The organism is Weissella sagaensis (genome assembly GCF_010306265.1).
Taxonomy (GTDB): domain Bacteria; phylum Bacillota; class Bacilli; order Lactobacillales; family Lactobacillaceae; genus Weissella; species Weissella sagaensis.
In genome coordinates, this window is record NZ_BLKA01000011.1 from 14,606 (window position 1) to 36,810 (window position 22,205).

Annotated in this window: 18 protein-coding genes and 1 tRNA gene; 17 read left to right on the forward strand and 2 right to left on the reverse strand. The window is 36.7% G+C overall.

The features are described from left to right. Positions 1–4: 4 nt before the first annotated feature. From recO to G7Y65_RS08740, 9 genes are all read left to right on the forward strand, one after another. Positions 5–796, forward strand: coding sequence for a DNA repair protein RecO (gene recO / locus G7Y65_RS08700; RefSeq protein ID WP_042493496.1), 792 nt, complete (start codon positions 5–7; stop codon positions 794–796). A 296-nt stretch (positions 797–1,092) separates the two neighbouring features. Then, a complete protein-coding gene (gene glyQ, locus G7Y65_RS08705) occupies positions 1,093–2,019 on the forward strand; it encodes a glycine--tRNA ligase subunit alpha (protein WP_042493498.1) in 927 nt (308 codons plus the stop codon). Position 2,020: 1 nt separating this feature from the next. Beyond that, complete coding sequence (gene glyS, locus G7Y65_RS08710) at positions 2,021–4,105, forward strand: glycine--tRNA ligase subunit beta (RefSeq protein WP_165314817.1); 2,085 nt, start codon at positions 2,021–2,023, stop codon at positions 4,103–4,105. Positions 4,106–4,376: 271 nt separating this feature from the next. Next, entirely contained in the window at positions 4,377–5,405 is a 1,029-nt protein-coding gene (locus G7Y65_RS08715) for a lactonase family protein (protein ID WP_165314818.1), read from the forward strand. A 96-nt stretch (positions 5,406–5,501) separates the two neighbouring features. Then, entirely contained in the window at positions 5,502–6,653 is a 1,152-nt protein-coding gene (locus tag G7Y65_RS08720) for an AI-2E family transporter (protein WP_042494666.1), read from the forward strand. Between the two features lie 118 nt (positions 6,654–6,771). Continuing rightward, on the forward strand, positions 6,772–7,287 hold the full coding sequence (locus G7Y65_RS08725; protein WP_042494668.1) for a tRNA (cytidine(34)-2'-O)-methyltransferase: 516 nt from the start codon (positions 6,772–6,774) through the stop codon (positions 7,285–7,287). A 43-nt stretch (positions 7,288–7,330) separates the two neighbouring features. Continuing rightward, complete coding sequence (locus tag G7Y65_RS08730) at positions 7,331–10,162, forward strand: FtsK/SpoIIIE family DNA translocase (protein ID WP_042494669.1); 2,832 nt, start codon at positions 7,331–7,333, stop codon at positions 10,160–10,162. Positions 10,163–10,301: 139 nt separating this feature from the next. Then, a complete protein-coding gene (locus G7Y65_RS08735; protein ID WP_042494671.1) occupies positions 10,302–11,204 on the forward strand; it encodes an ABC transporter ATP-binding protein in 903 nt (300 codons plus the stop codon). Next, on the forward strand, positions 11,197–12,438 hold the full coding sequence (locus tag G7Y65_RS08740) for an ABC transporter permease (RefSeq protein ID WP_052348472.1): 1,242 nt from the start codon (positions 11,197–11,199) through the stop codon (positions 12,436–12,438). The genes G7Y65_RS08735 and G7Y65_RS08740 overlap by 8 nt, the downstream gene beginning before the upstream one ends. 119 nt (positions 12,439–12,557) lie before the next feature. Here G7Y65_RS08740 and G7Y65_RS09490 read toward each other — a convergent pair whose 3' ends face one another. Continuing rightward, the gene (locus G7Y65_RS09490; RefSeq protein WP_266102246.1) at positions 12,558–12,683 is read right to left on the reverse strand and encodes a hypothetical protein; all 126 of its coding nucleotides are present in this window, start codon (positions 12,681–12,683) and stop codon (positions 12,558–12,560) included. Between the two features lie 124 nt (positions 12,684–12,807). Between G7Y65_RS09490 and uvrC the strand changes: the two genes are divergently transcribed. From uvrC to G7Y65_RS08760, 4 genes are all read left to right on the forward strand, one after another. Then, complete coding sequence (uvrC, locus tag G7Y65_RS08745) at positions 12,808–14,601, forward strand: excinuclease ABC subunit UvrC (RefSeq protein ID WP_042494674.1); 1,794 nt, start codon at positions 12,808–12,810, stop codon at positions 14,599–14,601. A gap of 91 nt (positions 14,602–14,692) precedes the next feature. Further along, positions 14,693–16,003, forward strand: a complete 1,311-nt coding sequence (gene obgE, locus G7Y65_RS08750) for a GTPase ObgE (RefSeq protein WP_042494675.1) — start codon at positions 14,693–14,695, stop codon at positions 16,001–16,003. Between the two features lie 90 nt (positions 16,004–16,093). Then, complete coding sequence (locus tag G7Y65_RS08755) at positions 16,094–16,795, forward strand: YigZ family protein (protein WP_165314819.1); 702 nt, start codon at positions 16,094–16,096, stop codon at positions 16,793–16,795. A gap of 73 nt (positions 16,796–16,868) precedes the next feature. Next, a complete protein-coding gene (locus G7Y65_RS08760) occupies positions 16,869–17,492 on the forward strand; it encodes a DUF1361 domain-containing protein (RefSeq protein WP_137600615.1) in 624 nt (207 codons plus the stop codon). Between the two features lie 63 nt (positions 17,493–17,555). On the opposite strand, the gene G7Y65_RS08765 is transcribed toward G7Y65_RS08760, so the two are convergent. Next, on the reverse strand, positions 17,556–18,785 hold the full coding sequence (locus G7Y65_RS08765; protein WP_042494678.1) for a multidrug efflux MFS transporter: 1,230 nt from the start codon (positions 18,783–18,785) through the stop codon (positions 17,556–17,558). A gap of 406 nt (positions 18,786–19,191) precedes the next feature. Between G7Y65_RS08765 and ruvA the strand changes: the two genes are divergently transcribed. From ruvA to G7Y65_RS08785, 4 genes are all read left to right on the forward strand, one after another. After that, the gene (ruvA, locus tag G7Y65_RS08770; RefSeq protein ID WP_042494679.1) at positions 19,192–19,782 is read left to right on the forward strand and encodes a Holliday junction branch migration protein RuvA; all 591 of its coding nucleotides are present in this window, start codon (positions 19,192–19,194) and stop codon (positions 19,780–19,782) included. A gap of 14 nt (positions 19,783–19,796) precedes the next feature. Then, on the forward strand, positions 19,797–20,807 hold the full coding sequence (ruvB, locus tag G7Y65_RS08775; RefSeq protein ID WP_165314820.1) for a Holliday junction branch migration DNA helicase RuvB: 1,011 nt from the start codon (positions 19,797–19,799) through the stop codon (positions 20,805–20,807). 18 nt (positions 20,808–20,825) lie between these two features. Next, a complete protein-coding gene (queA, locus tag G7Y65_RS08780; protein ID WP_042494681.1) occupies positions 20,826–21,872 on the forward strand; it encodes a tRNA preQ1(34) S-adenosylmethionine ribosyltransferase-isomerase QueA in 1,047 nt (348 codons plus the stop codon). Positions 21,873–21,962: 90 nt separating this feature from the next. Beyond that, positions 21,963–22,034 (forward strand) — tRNA-Gly (locus tag G7Y65_RS08785). Positions 22,035–22,205: the final 171 nt, after the last annotated feature.

Sequence of the window (22,205 nt, forward strand, 5' to 3'; positions counted from 1 at the left end):
AGCAATGACAGAAATTTTTGATGCAATTGTGATGTATCAACGTGATCATAAAGAAAAAGATTTGATGGTTAAAATGTTAACGCGACAAGCGGGTAAGCGCATGTTTTATGTTCGTTACGGCAAGAGCAAGCGATATCAATTTGCTGCAGAAATGCAACCTCTAAGTATGGCAACATTTGAAGGCGTCATTAATACTAGTGGACTAAGCTTTATTAACGATGTTAAAGAAACACAACCGACATCATTTTTAATGACAGACATTGTTCTAAATGCCTATATGACTTATATTATTGGATTGATTGATGCAGCATTTGTTGATAATCAACCGCTTGTTAAATGGTACGATTTAGTGGCTGAAGCAATGCAAAAATTACAAAAAGGACTAGATCCGCAGGGGATTGCTAATTATTTTGAGTTACAATTGTTACCCATATTTGGGATTCAACCAACATGGGGAGAATGTGTGGTGTGCGGTCGTCGCGATTTACCATTAGATTTTTCTGAAAAATTGAATGGTACACTGTGTCAGCAGCATTGGGAGGTTGATCCCTATCGGATGCATATTGATAGTCGCGCTGTACGTATTTTATCTAAATTAGCTGAAATCGATTTGCACTTGCTTGGCTCATTAGATTTACAAGACAAGACAAAACAAGAAATGGCCCGGTTAATGGATAAATTATATGATGACCAGGTTGGGATTCATTTACGTGCTAAATCGTTTATTCAACAATTAGCAAGTTGGCAAAATCGTATGATAACTCGTAAACCAGAATCGGATGGGGATAAGTCCTAAAATATCCTTATTGACAAGACGATAAGGCGTGCTAAACTTATAAATTGTAAAGCTTACGCATACTAATGAAAGAATTAATTAATAATCAGCACAGCAAGCCATTGTTAATGTGAGAATGGTCTGATTGTAATTAAGGGGCGTCATTAGCTAATAAACTAAATGAAAAAAGCTGCTGGTAGTGATACCAGAAGTAGGGTGGAACCGCGATATTATCGTCCCTACATTGACCGTTTTAGTATGGTTGATGTAGGGCTTTTTTGTGGTTTTTCCTGGTCAAAAGAAAGGAATTTGTCATAATGAGCGCAAAAATGAGTGTGCAAGATATTATTTTGACGTTACAAAAGTTTTGGGCCGATCAAGGGGCTATGTTAATGGAGGCTTATGATACGGAAAAAGGTGCAGGAACTATGAGTCCTTACACTTTTTTGCGTGCTAATGGTCCAGAACCATGGCATGCTGCCTATGTTGAACCATCACGTCGTCCAGCCGATGGTCGTTATGGTGACAACCCTAACCGTTTGTACCAACACCATCAATTCCAGGTAGTGATGAAGCCATCCCCTGATAATATTCAAGAATTATACCTAGACTCATTGAAAGCTTTGGGAATTGACCCACTAGCCCATGATATTCGTTTCGTCGAAGATAACTGGGAAAACCCATCAATGGGTGCTGCTGGTATTGGTTGGGAAATCTGGCTTGATGGTATGGAAGTTACCCAATTCACTTATTTCCAACAAGTTGGTGGTATTCAAGTTGATGCCGTTACGTCTGAAATTACGTATGGTTTGGAACGTTTGGCATCATACATTCAAGATGTACCAACAGTTTATGACTTGGAATGGGGAAATGGTGTCTTGTACGGTGACATCTTTAAAGAACCTGAATATGAGCATTCTGTTTACTCATTTGAAAAGTCAGACTCAGAGATGTTGTTACGCCACTTTAATGAATATGAAGCTGAAGCTAAGAAATTATTGGCTGATGGCTTAGTACATCCAGCTTATGATTACATTTTGAAATCATCACATACTTTTAACTTGTTGGATGCACGTGGTACTGTATCAGTTACTGAACGTGCTAAATATCTTTCACGTATTCGTAATATGGCACGTTCAGTTGCACGTGCATTTATCGATGAGCGTAAGAAACTGGGATTCCCTTTGTTAAAGGATGAAGCATTGCGGGCAAAGTATTTGCCAGCTGATGAGGAGGAAAACTAACATGGCAAACTTTTTATTAGAAATTGGTTTGGAAGAAATGCCTGCACAACTGGTAACACCAGCAATTAACCAATTGGTTGAACGTGCGGCTGATTTTATGAAAGACAATCGTCTACAATATGGTGAAATTAAGCCATTTTCAACTCCTCGTCGTTTGGCAGTTTTGATTTCAGACGTGGCAGATAAGGCAGATGACTTAACGAAAGAAGTTAAAGGACCTGCTAAAAAAGCTGCTTTTGATAAAGAAGGTAACTATTCACGTGCAGCCCAAGGATTTGCTCGTGGTCAAGGTTTAACGACCGATGATATTACGTTTAAAGAATTTAAGGGTAATGAATACATTTTTGTGACAAAATTCGAAGCTGGTAAACCAGCAGCTGAAGTATTAGCTGGTATGAAAGATATTATTACTAGCATGACATTTACCACAACTATGAAGTGGTCACGTCATACTTTTGAGTATATTCGTCCAATTCGTTGGATTGTTGCTTTGTTGGATGACGTGGTTGTGCCACTCGAAGTGCTTGATGTTAAATCAGGCCGTCAAACTCGTGGTCACCGTTTCTTAGGTCAATCAGTGGATATTGCTAATGCAACTGATTACGTTGATGACTTAGCCAAGGTATACGTCCAAGCAGCTGCTGATGAACGTAAGGCAAATATTGTGTCACAAATTGATGCGTTGGCCATTGAGAATGGTTGGCATGTTGAAAAAGATGATGATTTATTAGAAGAAGTTAATAATATCGTTGAATATCCAACCGCTTTTGTGGGTAAATTTGATCCTGAATATCTAGAATTGCCTGACGAAGTTTTGATTACTTCAATGCGTGAGCACCAACGTTTCTTCCATGTTGTGGATGAGAATGGTTCTTTGTTGCCATACTTTGTTTCAGTTCGAAATGGAAACGCTGAACACTTAGATAACGTCATTGCAGGTAATGAAAAGGTGCTAGTTGCCCGTTTGGAAGATGCAAAGTTCTTTTATCATGAAGATCAAAAGCACGACATTGCCTTTTATAATGATAAATTAAATGTTGTGTCATTCCACGCTAAGTTGGGTTCTGTTGCTAGTCACACGCAACGAGTTAAGGCATTAGCTGCAATTATTGGCCGTCGTGTTGCGTTAACTGACAAGCAACAACAACAACTAGCACGTGCCGCTGAAATTTATAAATTTGACTTAATGACGGGTATGGTTGGTGAATTTGACGAATTACAAGGTGTCATGGGTGAAAAATATGCACTTATCTTTGGTGAAGAAGCCCCTGTTGCACAAGCTATTCGTGAACACTACATGCCAATTTCAGCTGACGGTGAGTTACCAGAGTCTCAGTTAGGTAAAGTGTTAGCATTGGCTGATAAATTAGACAGCCTATTAACGTTCTTTGCTGGAAACATGATACCTTCTGGATCAAATGACCCTTATGCATTACGTCGTGCTGCTTCTGGTGTTGTTAACATCTTGCATGATAATGAGTGGGACTTGTCGATTGACGCAATTTTGACTGACTTAATTAGTGAGATTAAGTCTGAAAATACTCGTTTTGGCTTGCCAGAGGATGTTGTAACTAATTTAGATAGTGTTGTCGATGACGTTGTCGCATTTTTGACAGATCGTGTCGTTAAGTCCCTACAAACGCAAAAAGTTCGTTATGATGTTATCAATGCCGTAACAACAGGAACGTTAACTGATACGACACAAATGTTTAAGTCAGCTAATGCTTTGTTGGCACATATCGATGATGAAAACTTCCGTGAAGGGGTTGAATCTTTGACGCGTGTTATGCGCTTGACAACTAAAAATCCAACTGATGTAGCAGTTGATTCAGCGTTATTTGAAAATGCTGCTGAAAGTCAATTATATGCAGAAGCTTCGTTGTTAGCAGGATCAGACTTGACAACTGATGAATTGCTGAAGGCATTATTAGCATTACAACCTGCTATTGCAGCTTATTTTGATCAAACCATGGTTATGGTTGATAATGAACCCGTTAAACAAAATCGCTTAGCAAGTTTGCAAAGTGTTTCAAATCAAGCTAATAAGGTAGCTAACTTTATGGCTTTGGATGTTAAATCAAACTAAGCAATACGTTGTTTCATAATATTGAAAGTGGTTAAAAGATGATTTTAAAACAGTTATACCATGATTTAATTATGTTATGGTATGCGTCGTGTTAAATGTAGTAATCCTATAATGGGATTATATTAAATCTTTTTAAACTCATTTTAAAAGACGCAAATAATCTTATTTGTGTCTTTTTTTGTATGTGTCGTATGCGTTTAATTGTATCTTTAAATTATGTTATAATGTTAACAATTTAAAATAAACAATATTCAAGAAAGTGGGCAAATTAATGGCATTAGAACATATTTTATTTGGAACGTATACAAAGCGTGTTTCAAAGGGGATTTATGCTGCAGATTTTGATACACAAGCAGGTACTCTGGCTAATACAAAACTAGTTGCAGAAATTGGTTCACCAACTTATTTGGCACTAAGCAAAGCAAATAAACTTTACGCAGTTGATAAAAATAATGGACAAGGTGGTATCGCAGTGTATGATTATACTAACGGTCAAGCCACTTTACAACAAGAAGTATTAACTGACGGTGCATCACCTGCATATGTTGCTGTTGATGAAGTACGTCAATTAGTTTATACAGGAAATTATCATAAAGGAACAGTAGATGTTTATACAATTGATGCACAAGGTAATCTTGCTTTGGCTGATACTTATCAATCAGAAGGGGATGGACCTCGTCCAGAACAAGAACACACACATGTTCACTTTAGTAATTTAACACCTGATAATCGAATTGTTGTCGTTGATTTAGGCGCTGACAAGGTATTAACATTTGATGTTTCTGATCAAGGTAAATTGACATTAAAGGCTACTTATACAACTGAAGCTGGGTTTGGACCACGTCATATTCGTTTTAGCCCAGATGGTCGCTACGCATACCTATTAGGCGAGTTATCATCAAAGTTATCAGTATTGGAATATAACGAAGACGGTTCATTTACATTATTGCAAACAGTTGCTATGATTCCAGAAGATTGGGATGCACACAACGGTGGTGCTGCTATCTATGTATCAAAAGATGGTCGCTTTATTTATACATCAAATCGTGGTCATAATTCTATTACCGTGTTTGCTGTTAAAGATAATGGTGCCGCTGTTGAACATATACAATGGATTTCAACAGAGGGGGACTTCCCACGTGATTTTGCTTTGAATCCAGAAGAAAATTACTTGATTGCAGCGAACCAAAATACTGATAATGTTTCAGTTTATGCACGTGACAATGAGTCAGGGAAGTTAACGCTTATTCAAAAAGATTTTGCGGTACCTGAGGCAATTCGCGTACTGTTTGTTGATTAGTAATGATGAAAAGTGACAATTATAAATGATTAGCACCCTAGTTGTGTGCACACAACTAGGGTGCTTTTTATAACTCATGTCCTAAAGGAGCAAAATATGGAAAAGGAACCTAAAGAACAATCAAATTTTCAACGGTGGTTTTTGGATAATAAAATTGTATCAGTTATGCTGGTTGTTTTATTATTCTTAATTATTGTATTTATGCTAAACAAGGTTGCATTCCTTTTTAAGCCAATTGCACAATTTTTTAGTGCTGTAGGGGCACCAATTGTGATAGCAGGTGTTTTTTACTTTCTACTTAATCCGATGGTTGATTGGGCAGAACGTCGATTCAATCTTTCAAGAATAGTAATTATTGCGATTCAATTTATTGTCTTAGCGCTATTGATTGTCTGGGGATTGGCCGTTTTTATTCCATGGATTAGTGGCCAAATTATGGAATTGATCAATCAATGGCCAATGTATTGGCACAAAATTGTACGAATCGTTGATCAGGTTACAACTGATCGTAAATTTGATAATGTAAACAAATGGTTTAATAATACGAATGATGAAATTTCTAATTGGTTAAAAGATTATTCAGCCGAATATGCTAAAAAAGGTCTACATGGTGTAACTTCAGTACTTGGTACTGTGACATCAGTGGTAATTGCAATTATTACATTTCCATTTGTTCTCTTTTATTTACTTAAAGACGGTCACCAAATGCCTAAATATATTGCCAATTTTTTACCAGTTAAAACGCGGCAGTCATTTTTAACAACTTTAAAGGAAATTAGTCGTCAAATTTCAAATTATATTCGTGGTCAAATTTCAGTTGCCTTCGCAGTAATGGTTATGTTTGCAATTGGCTATACGATTATTGGTTTGCCATATGGTTGGTTAATTGCCATCATTGCAGGAATATTAAATATTATTCCATTTTTGGGTTCGTTTTTATCAATGGTACCACCAATTGTGGTAGGAATATTCATTTCGCCAATGATGTTAGTATCTGTGTTGATTGTCTTTATGATTGAACAAACCCTAGAAGGTCGAATTATTTCACCAAAGTTATTAGGATCATCATTGAAGATTCATCCAGTGACAGTATTACTAGTATTGTTATCAGCAGGTAATATTTTTGGTATCTTAGGTGTTATATTTGGTGTACCTGGCTACGCGATTATGAAGGTCTTGATTTCACGATTTTATAGTTGGTGGCGGTCTACTTCTAATTTATTTGAAGAACAGTCCGATTCACTTTAAAACATTATAAATTTTAACAAGTATAGCACAAGTGACCTGTCGTCCGTGCTATACTTGTTTTTGTATGCATTAATCACGTATAGGTTAAAAACGACCTAAGAAGAGGAGAAATTTTTTTATGAGTACGAATCACATTGTTTTATTTGAACCACTAATGCCAGCTAATACAGGTAACATTGCTAGAACTGCTACGGGTACAAATACAAAATTAGATTTAATCGAGCCATTGGGGTTTAAACTAGATGATAAGCACGTCAAGCGTGCAGGATTAGACTATTGGGACAATGTTGATATTAAAGTTCACAAGAATTTACCGGCCTTTATGGAAACGTTAAAGGAAACGGATGAATTGTTTTTAATTTCAAAATTTGCCAAGCAATCATATCATCAAGCAGATTATACAAATCCAGATCATGATTATTACTTCCTATTTGGTAAGGAAACAACTGGGTTACCAGAACCCTTTATGAAAGCTCATCCTGATCAAGCTTTACGTATTCCACAAAATGATGAACATATTCGTTCATTGAACCTATCGAATACTGCTTCAATTATTATTTATGAAGTTTTGCGTCAACAAAATTTCCCAAATCTTGATTTAACACATGAATACGATTACGATAAACTAAAATAATATAAGACTAATTTATCATTAATATTTAAGAAAGGAGGCTCATATGGCATATAAAAAAACAACACCCAGAAAAACAACAACAACAAAACGACGACCAACGAAAACGACTGCTCGCAAAAAAAAGCAAAGCAATGATACATTGGCGTGGTTTATACAACGATTACCGCAATTTTCAGGATTAATTGCTGTCATTTTATCGCTTTTAGCGATTGTTAAAGTTGGATTAGTAGGGAAGCTAGTCGCCAATCTAGTTCGCTTAATTGTTGGTGGATCATATCAATTTTTGCTAGTTGTTTTATTAATTCCGTTTCTAGTTGTAATGGCATATGGTACCTGGCCACCTCGAATTAAAGGACATCACTATATTGGCTTCGTGGTATTTTATATCGGAATTATTTTAATGGGTTCTATTTTGTTATTTAACAAAATGAATTTGCATAGTGAGTATGTGACGACTATTCAATCTTTGATAAATCAAGATTTAAATAACCATGCTGTAACAACGCCCGTCGGTGGTGGTATCATTGGTGCGGTTTTGTATCAATATACCTATTTGGCTATGGGAAACTTTGGTTCATGGCTGATTGCAATTATTTTTATATTAGTTGGTTTAGTTGTAATGTTTAAACTACCTTTGCGAAGCGTTTTTGATAATTTCTTTACGTTGGCAGAAGGTGCCGGCGACTTGGTCCAAACACAAGCGACAAATGCTCACGAAAAAATGACCGAATCAATCAATACTTTCCGTAGTAATCAAAAAGAGCGGCAACAAGAGGCGATGAAGGATTTTTTTAATGAAGATCCATTTGGTAATGAGCAACAAAAGGCTCAAAAACCGACTATCGAAGCCACTTCTTCTGGAAAAGTTAATTTTAAAACGAAATCGACCTTGCCAGATAAGCAACAAGATGATCAAGAAGCTTCGGCAACAAAATTTGATTTTGTATTGCCAGAAATTGTGGCACCAGAGTCACAATCAGAAAAACAGGCCACAATGGCAGTGGATCCAAATTTGCTAAACGCAAAAGAATCATCATGGCAACAAGCGCCAGCGCAATCACAAGCTGCTGATGATGTACCATTTGATACAGTACCACCGACAAGTTTTGACTCTAAACGTGTTATTCAGTCGGCGGATCGTGTTGAACCAGTTGTTTATGGTCAAGATTTACCAGAAGATGATTTTGTACCAGAACAAGATTTCATGGCAGAGTCAGATTTGGCTTCAACACAACAGGGTCAAACAACGTCAAGTCACTCACACGTTGATATGTTGCATGAGCCGGCACAAAAGCTTACAACAGCTACTAAACCGCATCAAGAAGAACGGCATGTCACGCCTTCAACGCAAACAGAACCAACAGCTGATGTTGATGCTAGTGGATTAGGCACGGTCATTGATGATAAAGATTATCGTTTACCAACAACTGATTTGTTACAACATATTGGGTCAACTGATCAATCTAAAGAACGTGATGCATTGAGTGAAAAAGCACGTATTCTACATGAAACATTACAAAGTTTTAAGATAAATGCGACAGTTGAAAAGGTAGTTTTAGGACCAACTGTAACCCAGTATGAAATCAAACCAGCTGTTGGTGTGAAAGTTTCAAAGATTCAAAACTTAGCTGATGATTTAGCATTAGCTTTGGCAGCAAAATCTTTACGTATAGAAGCTCCCATTCCGGGTAAAAATGTTGTCGGCATTGAAGTTGCTAATGATCAGCAGGCAACGGTTGGCTTCCGTGATATGGTTGAAGAAGCAGGGATTGATACGGATAAACCATTGGTCGTACCAATAGGACGTGGTGTAACAAGTGGCGTAGTCAAGGTTGACTTGACCAAGATGCCACACTTGTTAATTGCTGGTTCAACTGGTTCTGGAAAATCAGTGGCCATTAATGGCATTTTAGCATCACTTTTGTTACAAGCTAAACCATCACAAGTTCGATTAATGTTAGTGGATCCTAAGAAAGTTGAGCTATCAGTTTATAACGATATTCCACATTTAATCACACCGGTTGTTTCCGATCCAAAGAAAGCAGCGTTAGGTTTGAAAAAAGTTGTAGCTGAGATGGATCGTCGTTTTAAACTATTAGCACAGGAAGGTGTACGTAACATTGATGGTTACAATCGCTTAGTGACAAAACGAGATGAAGCGACGAAAGGGGTTGTTAGTCAAAAAATGCCTTACTTAGTCGTTATTATTGATGAGTTAGCTGATTTAATGATGACTTCATCAGTGTCTGGTGATGTGGAGAATGCGATTGTACGAATTGCGCAACTTGGTCGTGCTGCTGGTATTCATATGATTGTTGCAACGCAGCGACCATCTGTTGATATTATAACGGGTTTGATTAAAGCTAACGTGCCATCACGTATGGCGTTTGCAGTTTCTTCAGGTGTCGATTCACGTACTATTCTGGATGGTAATGGTGCTGAAAAGTTACTTGGACGTGGAGATATGCTCTTTGCACCAATTGGTTCAAATGGTCCGCAACGTGTTCAAGGTGCCTTTATTTCAGATGAAGATGTTGAGTCTCTGACTGACTTTATCAAACAACAAGGTAGTGCACAATATGATGAATCAATGGCCGTATCTGATGCTGAAGTTCAGGCATTAGAAGGTGGTCATAGTTCGGGTGATGATGATCTTGACGAAAAGTGGGATGACGTTTTAGAATTCATTCTTCGTGCTGATGGTGCTTCTACATCATCAATTCAACGTCACTTTGGTATGGGATATAATCGTGCCGGTAGAATTATTGACTCATTAGAAGATCGTGGATTGATTGGGCCAGCTAATGGTTCGAAGCCACGTGAATTAAAATTTACTGCCGAAATGATGGACCGATTTAAACGGAGTAGTCAATAACAGTTAAAATCAAATAATATAAACGAAGCTGGGAAATAGACTGTGTGTTTTCCGGCTTCATTTGTTATATATTGCCGTATTATGTTGGTAAATATGCTATTCTATAGTAGTTAACTGCTAATCTAAAGGGGAGTTTTATATGATTGAATTACAAAATTTAACCAAACAGTTTGGTGATAAACTGGCGGTTGATGATATGAATATGCAGCTAAAACCCGGGCATGTCGTTGGCTTAATTGGGCAAAATGGTGCTGGTAAAACAACGACTTTTCGTATGATGCTTGATTTCATTCAACCAACAAAAGGCACAATCAGTTGGGACGGCCATGCCATTACGAATGAAGATAGGCAAAATATCGGCTTTTTGCCAGAAGAACGTGGTTTATATCAAAAAATATCAATAGAACAGCAGGTGGTCTATTTTGCTGAATTACATGGTATGAAAAAGGCTGATGCAAAACAACAATTAAATTCATGGATGAAAAAATTAGATGTTGTCGGTAAAGTTTCAGATAAAGTACAAAGTTTATCTAAAGGTAATGCACAAAAAGTGCAGTTAATTGCAACCGTGATTGCAGAACCTTCATTGTTGATTTTAGATGAACCCTTTACAGGACTAGATCCAGTGAATACGCAATTAATGATGAATGAAATTTTGCGGCTTAAACAAAATGGTGCCCATATTATTTTTAGTTCACATAATATGAGTGGTGTTGAAAAATTATCAGATGAACTGTTAATGTTAAAACATGGTAAAACAGTGTTGAGCGGGGAACTTAATGCAATCCGCGAATCTTTTGGTCGTAGTGAGATATATTTGGAATCATCAGTTACTGACGAACAATTATTAGCAATCCCTGGCGTAGTAAATATTCAATCGGAAGGTGTTGGCCGGCATCTTAAATTAGCTGAACCGACCGCTGGTAAAAGTGTCTTTTCGTTAGTGGCTAAAGATGGCTATGTACCTGTATTTTCACAGCAGCCACCGACCTTAGATGAAATTTTCCGTCGTGAAGTAACAGGGGGAAATGTTTATGAGTAAACGACAATTGTATTTAGTAGCGCACCAAACATATCTGAATCGGTTTAAGACATTTGGGTTTTGGTCAGTTGTTTTAGCACCATTGTTAATTGTTTTGGCAATTGTTGGTATTACATTGATTATGGATGCAACACAAAGTCATAAGCAACCAACTGTTGCAGTTGTGGACAATCAGCCTTTAAATAATTATTTAAAGCAAAATCATACGGTTAAAGCAAAGTTTAAAAATGTCGATTCATTAGCAACCGCAAAACATGATTTAAAGCAAGACAGGATTGATGGCTATTTGACATCAACGCCAACGAGTTATGCGCTAAAGATGTCAGTTAATGCTGAAAATTTGTCAGAGACGACTTTACAAACGACAATTGATCAGTATCATATGCTTAGTCAAGCGGATAAATTACATTTAACACCAAATCAACTTAACAGCTTGGTGTCAAAACCAGATTTTCAAACCAGTATTTATAGTAAAAGTGGTAAGTCATCACAAGGTGGGCAAGCAACAGATCGAGCTAATCAAATGTTATCAGCTGCTTTAGGCATTTTCATTTTTATCTTTTTAACTGCTTATGTGGGGATGATTTCACAAGAGATTGCTAATGAAAAGTCATCACGTATTATGGAGATTTTGCTGGCGGTAACATCACCAGGAATTCAATTCTTTGGTAAATTATTAGGGATAGCTGGTTTAGCGATTACACACGGACTGATTTATCTTGTGGTAGTTGGGGTAACAGCCATTTTCTTTGGTGATAATCAGTTTGTCAAGTTGATTAAAGATCTCTTAACGGGTGTGGATGCAAAATTTGCGGTTATGACAGGCCTTTTAACACTTGTTGGTATCTTTTTGTACATGATTTTAACAGCAATAGTTTCAGCAATGGTAAACGACCTGAGCCAAGTCCAACAAGCAGTTTCACCAATAACTTATATTGCAATGATTGGTTATATTTTGACGTTTGTTTTGAATGGGCAACCAAATAATGTGTTTATTAATGCTTTATCATACGTCCCATTTATTTCGCAAACACTTATGCCGGCACGTTTGGGATTGCAGTATGCGAATATGGCAGATGCATTTATCGCCTTAGCATTAGAGATAATTGTGCTAATTTTCTTAGCTCGGTATGGACTACGTGTATATAAGCGTAATGTCTTAACTTATAACGATGGTAATATTACTAAAGCAGCATTACTTAGTTTAAAAGGGCTTTTCTCAAAAAAACCATAATGGTTATATAAAATAACAACCTCGTACTATTGAGAAAAGAGTACGGGGTTGTTATGATTAATAGGTAAATAAAAACTAAAAACCACCATTTAATTATGGTGGTTTTAATATCGTTAGCTTTAATTTTCTTCGTGACCGTTCTTACCAAGAAAACGATTTTTATCCTTGTCATTCAAGTCAGGGATGTCGAATAGTTCGTCAACCTGACGAGTTAGTTCGTCATTTCTTTTTGTTTGTAGTGGCATGAAAGAGAACCTCCTAATTAATAAATTAGGTTTATTATAGCATGTTTGCTTAATAATTGGTTAAATGCCCGGTGATGATATAATATAAAAAATTGTCAGCTAAATCATGAAGGAAGGCTACTAGATGACAACAAAACATATTGAACAAAAGTTAATGTTATTACCCGATTTGCCAGGCTCATATCAAATGAAAGATAAAAATGGCAAAATTATTTATGTGGGTAAAGCTAAAAATTTGAAAAACAGAGTGCGCTCGTATTTTAAAAGTGACCATACTGGTAAGACAGCGCAATTAGTAGAAAATATTGCTGATTTTGATTTCATCGTGACTAGTTCAGAAAAGGAATCATTACTTTTAGAAATTACGTTGATTCAAAAATATCAGCCATACTATAATATTCGGTTGAAGCGTGGTACTGGTTATCCATATATTAAAATTACCAATGAACGTGATCCACAAATTTTACTAGCTAATGAAGTAACTAAAGATGGCGCTCATTATTTTGGTCCTTATCCAAATGTATATGCAGCGCAAGAAACCCTTCATTTTTTACAAAAAGTATATCCATTGCGTCGCTGTAACGGTTATCAAGGGCGACCTTGTTTATATGCAAATATTGGTCAATGCTTGGGTGCTTGTTACAAAGAAGTCCCAGAAACTGAATATAGTGCACAAATCAAACAAATTAAACGCTTTTTGGAAGGCGATACTAAGGAAGTGCGCAAGATGTTGCAAAAGAAAATGGCAGCAGCTGCAGCGGACATGGCATACGAACGGGCGGCTGATTTACGCGATCAAATAAAATTTATTGAAGCAACAGTTGAAAAGCAACAGATTATATCACGTGATGGGACACCACGTGATATCTTTAATTTTTATATGGATCGAGGTTGGTTATCAGTACAAGTATTCTTTATAAGGCAATCACGTTTATTAAAGCGAGAAAAACGTTTATTTGCAATTATTGATACACCAGAAGAGGAATTAGCGCGGTTTATTTTACAGTTTTATAATCGTCGCAATTCTGTATTACCCAAAGAAATTCTAGTACCACAAGGCGTTGATACCGAATCAATTGCAGCAGTTTTAAACGTTCCTGTTAGAACCCCACAACGTGGTGAAAAGCGGGCGCTATTAGCATTAGCCGGCAAAAATGCAAAAATTGTTTTAGATGAAAAGTTTCGATTATTAGAAATGAATGAGTCAAAAACAACCGGAGCAATGCAAGAAATTGCAGATGCGTTAGGAATTGAAAAAATTAATGTAATTGAAGCATTTGACCACTCTCATTTACAAGGTGCCGATATGGTTTCAGCTATGGTTGTTTTTGAAGATGGCGTTCCAAATAAGAATAAGTACCGTAAATATAAAAATAAAAATGTCTTGCATGCAGATGAACGAGCTGAAACAATGGAAGTTATTCGGCGGCGTTACACGCGACTTTTAAAAGAGCATAGCGCGTTGCCGGATTTAATTCTCATGGATGGTGGCATTATTCAATTAAATGCGGCTAAAGAAGTCATTGAGGATGAATTAGGACTAACCATTCCGATTGCAGCCATGGTTAAAAACGAAAAGCACAAAACGGCAGATTTGTTAAAAGAAGAAGGCGCAGATCATGTACATCTTGATCCAAATTCACAAGGATTTTACTTGTTACAACGTATTCAAGATGAAGTACATCGTTTTGTCATTACCTTTCATCGTCAGTTGCACTCTAAAAGTTCACTTGGTTCAAGGTTGGATGAAATTGCAGGTGTTGGACCTAAAACACGACAAAAGTTATTGACGAATTTTGGATCGATGAATAAAATGGCACAAGCATCAATTAGTGAGCTACAAAAATTGGGTATATCTGAAAAAGTAGCTAATAATATCAAAATTTCCTTAACAGCAACACAACATCATACTGACTAATGGTGGTCAAATATGAGAAAGTGCTGTAAAATGAAATGCGACAGTTTACAGTTGGCTAAGAAAGCTAAAAAAGAAAGTGAGGTCATAAACGATGGCGTTTGTCGACCAAGTAAAGATTTTTGTTAAAGCAGGAAAAGGTGGCGATGGAGCAGTCTCTTTCCGTCATGAAAAATATATCAATATGGGTGGCCCTTTTGGTGGCGACGGTGGTAATGGTGGCTCAGTAATAATGGAAGTTGATGAAGGACTCCGTACTTTGATGGATTTTCGTTATAAGCGCCAATTTAAAGCAAAAGTAGGTGGTAATGGTGCTACTAAGGCCATGACTGGACGTTCAGCAGATGATTTGGTAATCCGTGTACCACAAGGAACAACGATTACCAATGTTGAAACGGGCGAGGTTATTGGTGATTTAACTGAAAAAAACCAACGTTTAGTTATTGCCCATGGTGGTCGCGGTGGTCGTGGTAATATCCGCTTTGCTTCTTCTAAGAATCCAGCGCCAGAAATTGCTGAAAATGGTGAACCAGGTGAGGAACTTGATATCGCCTTAGAATTGAAAGTTTTAGCAGACGTGGGATTAGTTGGGTTCCCATCTGTAGGTAAGTCAACGTTGTTATCGGTTGTGACAGCAGCTAAGCCAAAAGTTGCAGCTTATCATTTTACAACCTTGGTTCCTAATTTGGGAATGGTTCGGTTAGAAGATGGTCGTGATTTTGTAATGGCAGATTTACCTGGATTAATTGAAGGGGCATCTGAGGGAGTTGGATTAGGCATTCAATTTTTACGTCATGTGGAACGCACTCGTGTTATTTTGCATATGATTGATATGTCTGGTGTTGATCCAGAGCAAGATCCGTATGATAATTATCTAAAGATTAATCAAGAGTTGGCAGCGTATGATCCAGCCTTATTAGAACGGCCACAAATTATTGTGCCAACTAAGATGGATATGCCAGATGCACAAACGGCTTTGGAAATGTTTAAAGATCAATTGCAAAATGATGAAAATATACCTGACAATATTGAAATTATGCCAATTTCTTCATTGTCGCGTGAAGGGTTAGAACCATTGTTACGTCGAACAGCTAATTTGTTAGATGAAACACCAGTATTCTTGCCTAAGGGTATGCTTGAAGATGATGCAGATCAAGCTAATTATGAATTTGAGGAACGTGAGCAACCATTTGAACTAAGTCGTGATGAAGATGGTGTTTGGATTCTTTCTGGAAATGAAATTGAACGTTTGTTTAAACGTACAAATACAAATTATACGGAATCATTGATGCGTTTTGCCCGTCAAATTCGATTTATGGGTGTTGATGAGGCGTTGCATGCAGCTGGTGCAAAAAATGGTGATACGGTTCAAATTGTTGATTTCCAGTTTGAATACGAAGATTAGTAGCTGTTTTTAATTTTAGAAGATGCTTGTTTTCGATTGATGTTCGAAAATGAGCGTTTTTTATTTTATTAGATGTTGAAAGGAGTAATTATGGCAGGAAATCAAGTTGAGCATGTTAGTGAGTTAGGGAAGTACATTACGATTGCTAATCAACAGGTTACTTGGGAACAAACGATTAAAAAATCGCGCTTTATTGTGAATATGGCTCGAGTTTCTAATGAAGAAGAAGCAAAAAAATTTATTGCATCGATTAATGTCGAACATCGCAAAGCAACACATAATGTTTGGGCGTATATGTTAGGAAATCGTAATGAAGTTCAACGGTATTCTGATAATGGTGAGCCGGCAGGAACAGCGGGCGTACCAATGTTAGAAGTGTTAAAAAATAATGCGATTCGAGATATAGCTGTCGTGGTTACACGTTATTTTGGTGGTATTAAATTAGGTGCAGGTGGCCTTGTTCGTGCATATGCTGGAACAGTTGTTGGTGGTGTTGAAGATAGTGGATTAATTGAGCGGATTCAACGTCATGAAGTTAGTTTAAAAGTTTCATATAGTCAATATGAGTCCTTAGCTTATTGGTTAAAGCAACACAACCATGAAATTTTAGATACAACTTATACAGACGATGTGCTAATTAAAGTAGCAATCGCTGATGATGATATGACGATGTTTAAAGCTGCGGTTATTGATGAAATGGCTGGTCAGATTGAAATCATTGTTGGTGACATCGATTGGTTTGAAGTGCCCTATCAACAGCGCGTCAGTGCTAAAACAGAAACATTAAAATAGACTTTAAGTCTTTTTTACATTAGACCGGGTAAAATTAGAGTGATTTAACTAACAAAAAGTATTGGAAGAAAAAATGAAAAAAGATATTCTAAGGGTGCACTTAGTCGTTTTAAGTTTGCTTTTAGTCATTTGGCTTGTGCCGACCAACTACAATTTTCTGATTTGGAATTTATTTTTGGCATTAGTACCTTTCGACTTGGCCTTAATTATTAGGTATTTAAGCGGTAAAAAAGGTCAGTTATTATTGAAGTTAGGATTAACAGTGGTATGGTTAGCGTTTTTCCCTAATGCGATGTATATGGTGACTGATTTTAGTCACTTATCTTCAATTGGGACGGGACTAATGACCGAAACACAGTTTTTTAATTATGCAATTTTAGCAGTCGGTGTTTTGATGGGATTGCTATTTGGCTTGTCATCTGCCCATATTATTGGTCGAGTTTACGCTGGTGTATTGTCATCAACATGGACGGTTGTGTTCTATATTGTATTGTCCTTTGTGTCAGCGTACGGTATTTATTTGGGAAGATTTTTACGAATTAATTCGTGGGAATTAATTAGTGCACCACATAAAGTATTAACCATGTTTTTAACATCATTATCAACACATAGTTTAGTATTTGTTATATCATTTGGATCTCTACAGTTTGCTCTGTTAGTGTTATACCATATGATGAGACGGATAAATACTGATTAAAAAAAGTCTGTCTTTGGTTTTATCTCATATAAAGTGAGATTACCCAAAGACAGACTTTTTAGTTTATAAATTAAGGCTTTTATCGTGCTTTAATGACTTTGTACGATAAAAGAACAGGCAAGCATTAACTAAGATTAACATGGCACTGGCAATAAAAATACCATTATAGTCAAAGAACATGGCAACAACGGTTCCCATGATTGGTCCAAAGACGGATCCTAATGATTGAAATGATTGATTATATGCAAAAATACGAGAAGTAACCTGAGTTGGTGTTGTTTTGGTCAATAATGTTTGAACGGCAGGCAACATTGTAGCGTCAGAAATACCAATCATGAATCTTAAAATAACTAATTGCCAAATAGCCGTAACAAACCCAGTTGGTAACATGAAAATAAATGCTAAACTAAATCCCATTAACATAATGCGATGTGTCCCAATTCGATCACCTAATTGACCAAACCGTGGTGCTGCCAACATTGTTGCGATTCCAGGCATTGCAGCCACGATACCAGCCCATAGTGTTGTACTACCAGAACCATTATTTAGTTCACGGACAAACAATGCAATAATGGGGCTAATTGATTGATTCACTATTTGGATGATAAATGTTGTTGTAAACAGACCAATGGTCAATTTGGGATAGGATAATTGGGCAAAAATTTCTTTACGAGAAGGTGATTTACCTTTTGGAACAGGTGTGAATTCTTCTTTGACTAAAGTGATAACTAGTAAAAATACCAGTAGAAAAATAACACCAGTAATAATAAAAGCGATGCGGTAATTAACAAGTGAGGCAAGTACACCACCGATAAATGGCCCTAATAATTGCCCGCCAGTCACCCCTGTTACAAGTGTGCCTAATGCATAACCTGACTTTTCTTTAGGTGTTTGGGTTGCAATCATCGCATTAGCATTGGAGATGAAGCCACCGCATAAACCTTGAAGAGCACGCAAAAAAATAAGTTGCCAAATATTTTGGGCAGCGCCCATTAAAAAAAAGACAATAGCCATACCTAATGAAGCGCGTATTAACATTAGTTTGCGACCACGACTATCAGCTAATTTCCCCCAAAATGGTGAAATGATTGCTGTCATTAAAAAGGTAATGGAGAAGGTGATACCACTATAAAAAGTTAATTGATTTTTTGTGAAATTTCCTAATGTATCAACGTATAAAGATAGGAAAGGCATTACCTCACTGAACCCAACACCTGTCATAAAGACACCAAACCAAAGAATAAAGAGATTACTTTGCCAAGTTGGTAATCGTGACAATTTTTCTTTTAACATATCGGTCTCCTATTAAAATGTTTTCTTATTAACTATTTATTTTACGCGTTTTGCCCTTTTCCTGCACGTTTATCGCCTTTTAATAATTGTTTACAACAAAAACGAGCTAATTATTAATTAGCTCGTTTTTGCTATAGGTTTAATAAGAGATATGTTAATTGAGTGTTTACTATCGTAAATAACTCTTCGCTTTATGAGGGAGCGAAACGACTTAGCAATAGTGTGTATGGCAACTATTGCTTAACTTAAGTCGATAAGCATATCATAACTAACAGATATGAAAAAAACGTGAATTTTATGGTAATAAATTTTAGTAACTATGAAAAGCTAATCACTAATTGTCAATTAGCATATTCTGCTTTTCTGTTATAATAGAAATAACGATTTGTTGGAATGGGAGAAAAAAATGTACGAATATTTAGATGGGCTGATTACAGAAATCTCCCCAAATTACATTGTAATTGAAATACAGGGGATTGGTTATCGCATTTTAGTTGCTAATCCATATGCATTTTCTTTGGATAGTAAAATGACAGTCTATGTCGAACAAATCATTCGTGAAAATGAACATACTTTGTATGGATTTTTAAATAAGCAAGAAAAAAATTTATTTCAAAAGTTGTTAAATGTTTCTGGGATTGGACCGAAATCAGCGTTAGCCATTTTAGCTAATAATGACCATACTGGATTAATTAATGCGATTCAACAAAGTGATGTTGGCTTTTTAACAAAGTTTCCTGGCATTGGGAAAAAAACAGCGCAACAAATTGTATTGGACTTACAAAATAAATTATCAGATTTGGCATTAGCGAGTGATGAGGTGGCGCCTATTGTACCGGCAGTTAGTCCAAACAGTCAATTAGCGGATGCACTTTTGGCTTTGGAAGCATTAGGTTATGCTAAAAAGGATATTACCCGTGTTGAAAAAGCATTACGTAAACTTGATGAACAAACTACTGCTAAATATGTTAGTGCTGGTTTGAAGCTATTACAGTAAGGAGATGTTATTAGATGGCAGAAGATTTTATACATGACATGTCCACTGATAATGTTGAAGAAACGGTTGAGCAAACTTTACGGCCAAATACCTTACAACAATATATTGGTCAAGCTGATTTAAAGCAAAGATTACAAGTTTATATTGAAGCAGCACAGCAACGCTCAGAACCGTTAGACCATACATTGTTGTATGGACCACCTGGATTGGGTAAAACTACTTTAGCAATGGTTGTTGCCAATGAAATGGGTGTGGGTCTCAGGACAACCTCTGGGCCTGCTATTGAAAAATCCGGTGACTTATTGGCCTTGTTAAATGAATTAACACCAGGGGATGTTTTATTTATTGATGAAATTCATCGACTACCAAAACAAGTTGAAGAAATGTTATATTCGGCTATGGAAGATTTTTATGTTGATATTATTGCAGGTGAGGGGCCTACTGCGCATCCAATTCATTTTCCACTACCACCGTTTACCCTTATAGGAGCTACGACCCGAGCTGGTATGTTGTCACAACCCTTACGTGATCGGTTTGGGATTGTAGAACATATGGCATATTATTCGCACGATGAATTAGCACAAATTATTAAGCGGTCGTCAGACGTTTTTAATATCCAAATTTCTGGTGAGGGGGCATTTGAATTGGCGCGACGGTCGCGAGGAACACCGCGTATTGCTAATCGTCTGCTGAGAAGAGTTCGTGATTTTTCAACGGTCAAAGGTCAAAAGGTTATTACTGATGAGATGGTTAATTTTTCTTTACAATTGTTGAAAATTGATAGTATGGGACTGGATGAGGTTGATCACAAAATTTTGCAAACAATGATTGCGTTTTATCAGGGTGGACCCGTTGGTGTTAATACTATTGCTGCTAATATTGGTGAAGAGGTTGACACAATTGAATCAGTATATGAGCCATATTTATTACAAATTGGCTTTTTACAGCGAACACCACGTGGACGAGTTGTGACATTGGCAGCATATCAACATTTAAATCTACCAGTGCCTGATACTAAACGATAATAAGGGGATTAAAGATATATGGCAGAGAATTTTACAAGTTTGAGTGATTTTGATTATGAATTACCACAAGAATTAATTGCACAGACACCATTGAAGAAGCGAGATGGATCACGTTTATTAGAAATGAATGCCGATACAGGTGAACTTCATGATCGCCATTTCTACGATATTATTGATTATTTGAATCCTGGTGATGCTTTAGTCATGAATAACTCACGAGTTTTACCTGCTCGTTTGTATGGTGAGCGACCAGAAACTGGTGGGCATGTTGAAGTACTCTTGCTTCGACAAGACCAAGATGATGTTTGGGAAACATTGGTTAAACCAGCTAAAAAATATTTAGTTGGGCAAAAGATTACTTTTGGTGATGGTCGTTTGACAGCAGAAGTGATTGCAGAATTAGACCATGGTGGTCGAATGATTAAATTCCATTATGATGGTATTTTTTTAGAAATTTTAGAAGAGTTAGGTGAAATGCCTTTGCCTCCTTATATTAAGGAAAAGTTGGAAGATCAAGAACGTTATCAAACCGTTTATTCAAAAGTGAATGGATCGGCTGCCGCACCAACTGCAGGATTACATTGGACACCTGAATTACTACAAAAAGTAGCAGATAAAGGCATTAAGTTGGTTGAATTAACACTACATGTTGGGTTGGGAACCTTTAGGCCGGTGGAAGAAGACAATATTGATGATCACAAAATGCATTCAGAGTTCTATCAATTAAGTCAAGAAGCAGCGCAAACGTTAAACGAAGTTAAAGCAAATGGCGGTCGAATTGTTGCTACAGGGACAACCTCCATTCGTACGCTAGAAACAATCGGTGCTAAATTTGACGGTGAGTTAAAAGCTGACTCTGGGTGGACAGAAATATTTATTAAACCTGGTTTTCAATGGCGGGTTGTTGATGCGTTTATTACTAATTTTCATTTACCTAAATCAACTTTAGTAATGTTAGTAGCTGCTTTTACTGGTCGGGATAATATTTTAAATGCTTACGAACATGCTGTTAAGGAACAATATCGTTTCTTTAGTTTTGGGGATGCTATGTTTATTCATCATTAAAAAGTAGTTTAATATTTATTTGATAAAAGTGTTGACTTTGTCTTGGACAGTGTGTATTATATATATTGTTGTTGACGTACGAAACACTTTGCGGATGTAGTACAATGGCTAGTGCTCCAGCCTTCCAAGCTGGGAATGCGGGTTCGATTCCCGTCGTCCGCTTTGCATTATTTATTTAATGCAATGTTGATCATTGAAAACTGAATATCGTTTCGATAGAACAAATGTGTAGGGTCTTCAAGCATTAAGCTTGAAACAAAAAACATTTGCGAAGTCAATTCGCTAATAAATTCGTTTAACTTCTGTTAAACAATTAAAACAACAAAATTGAGT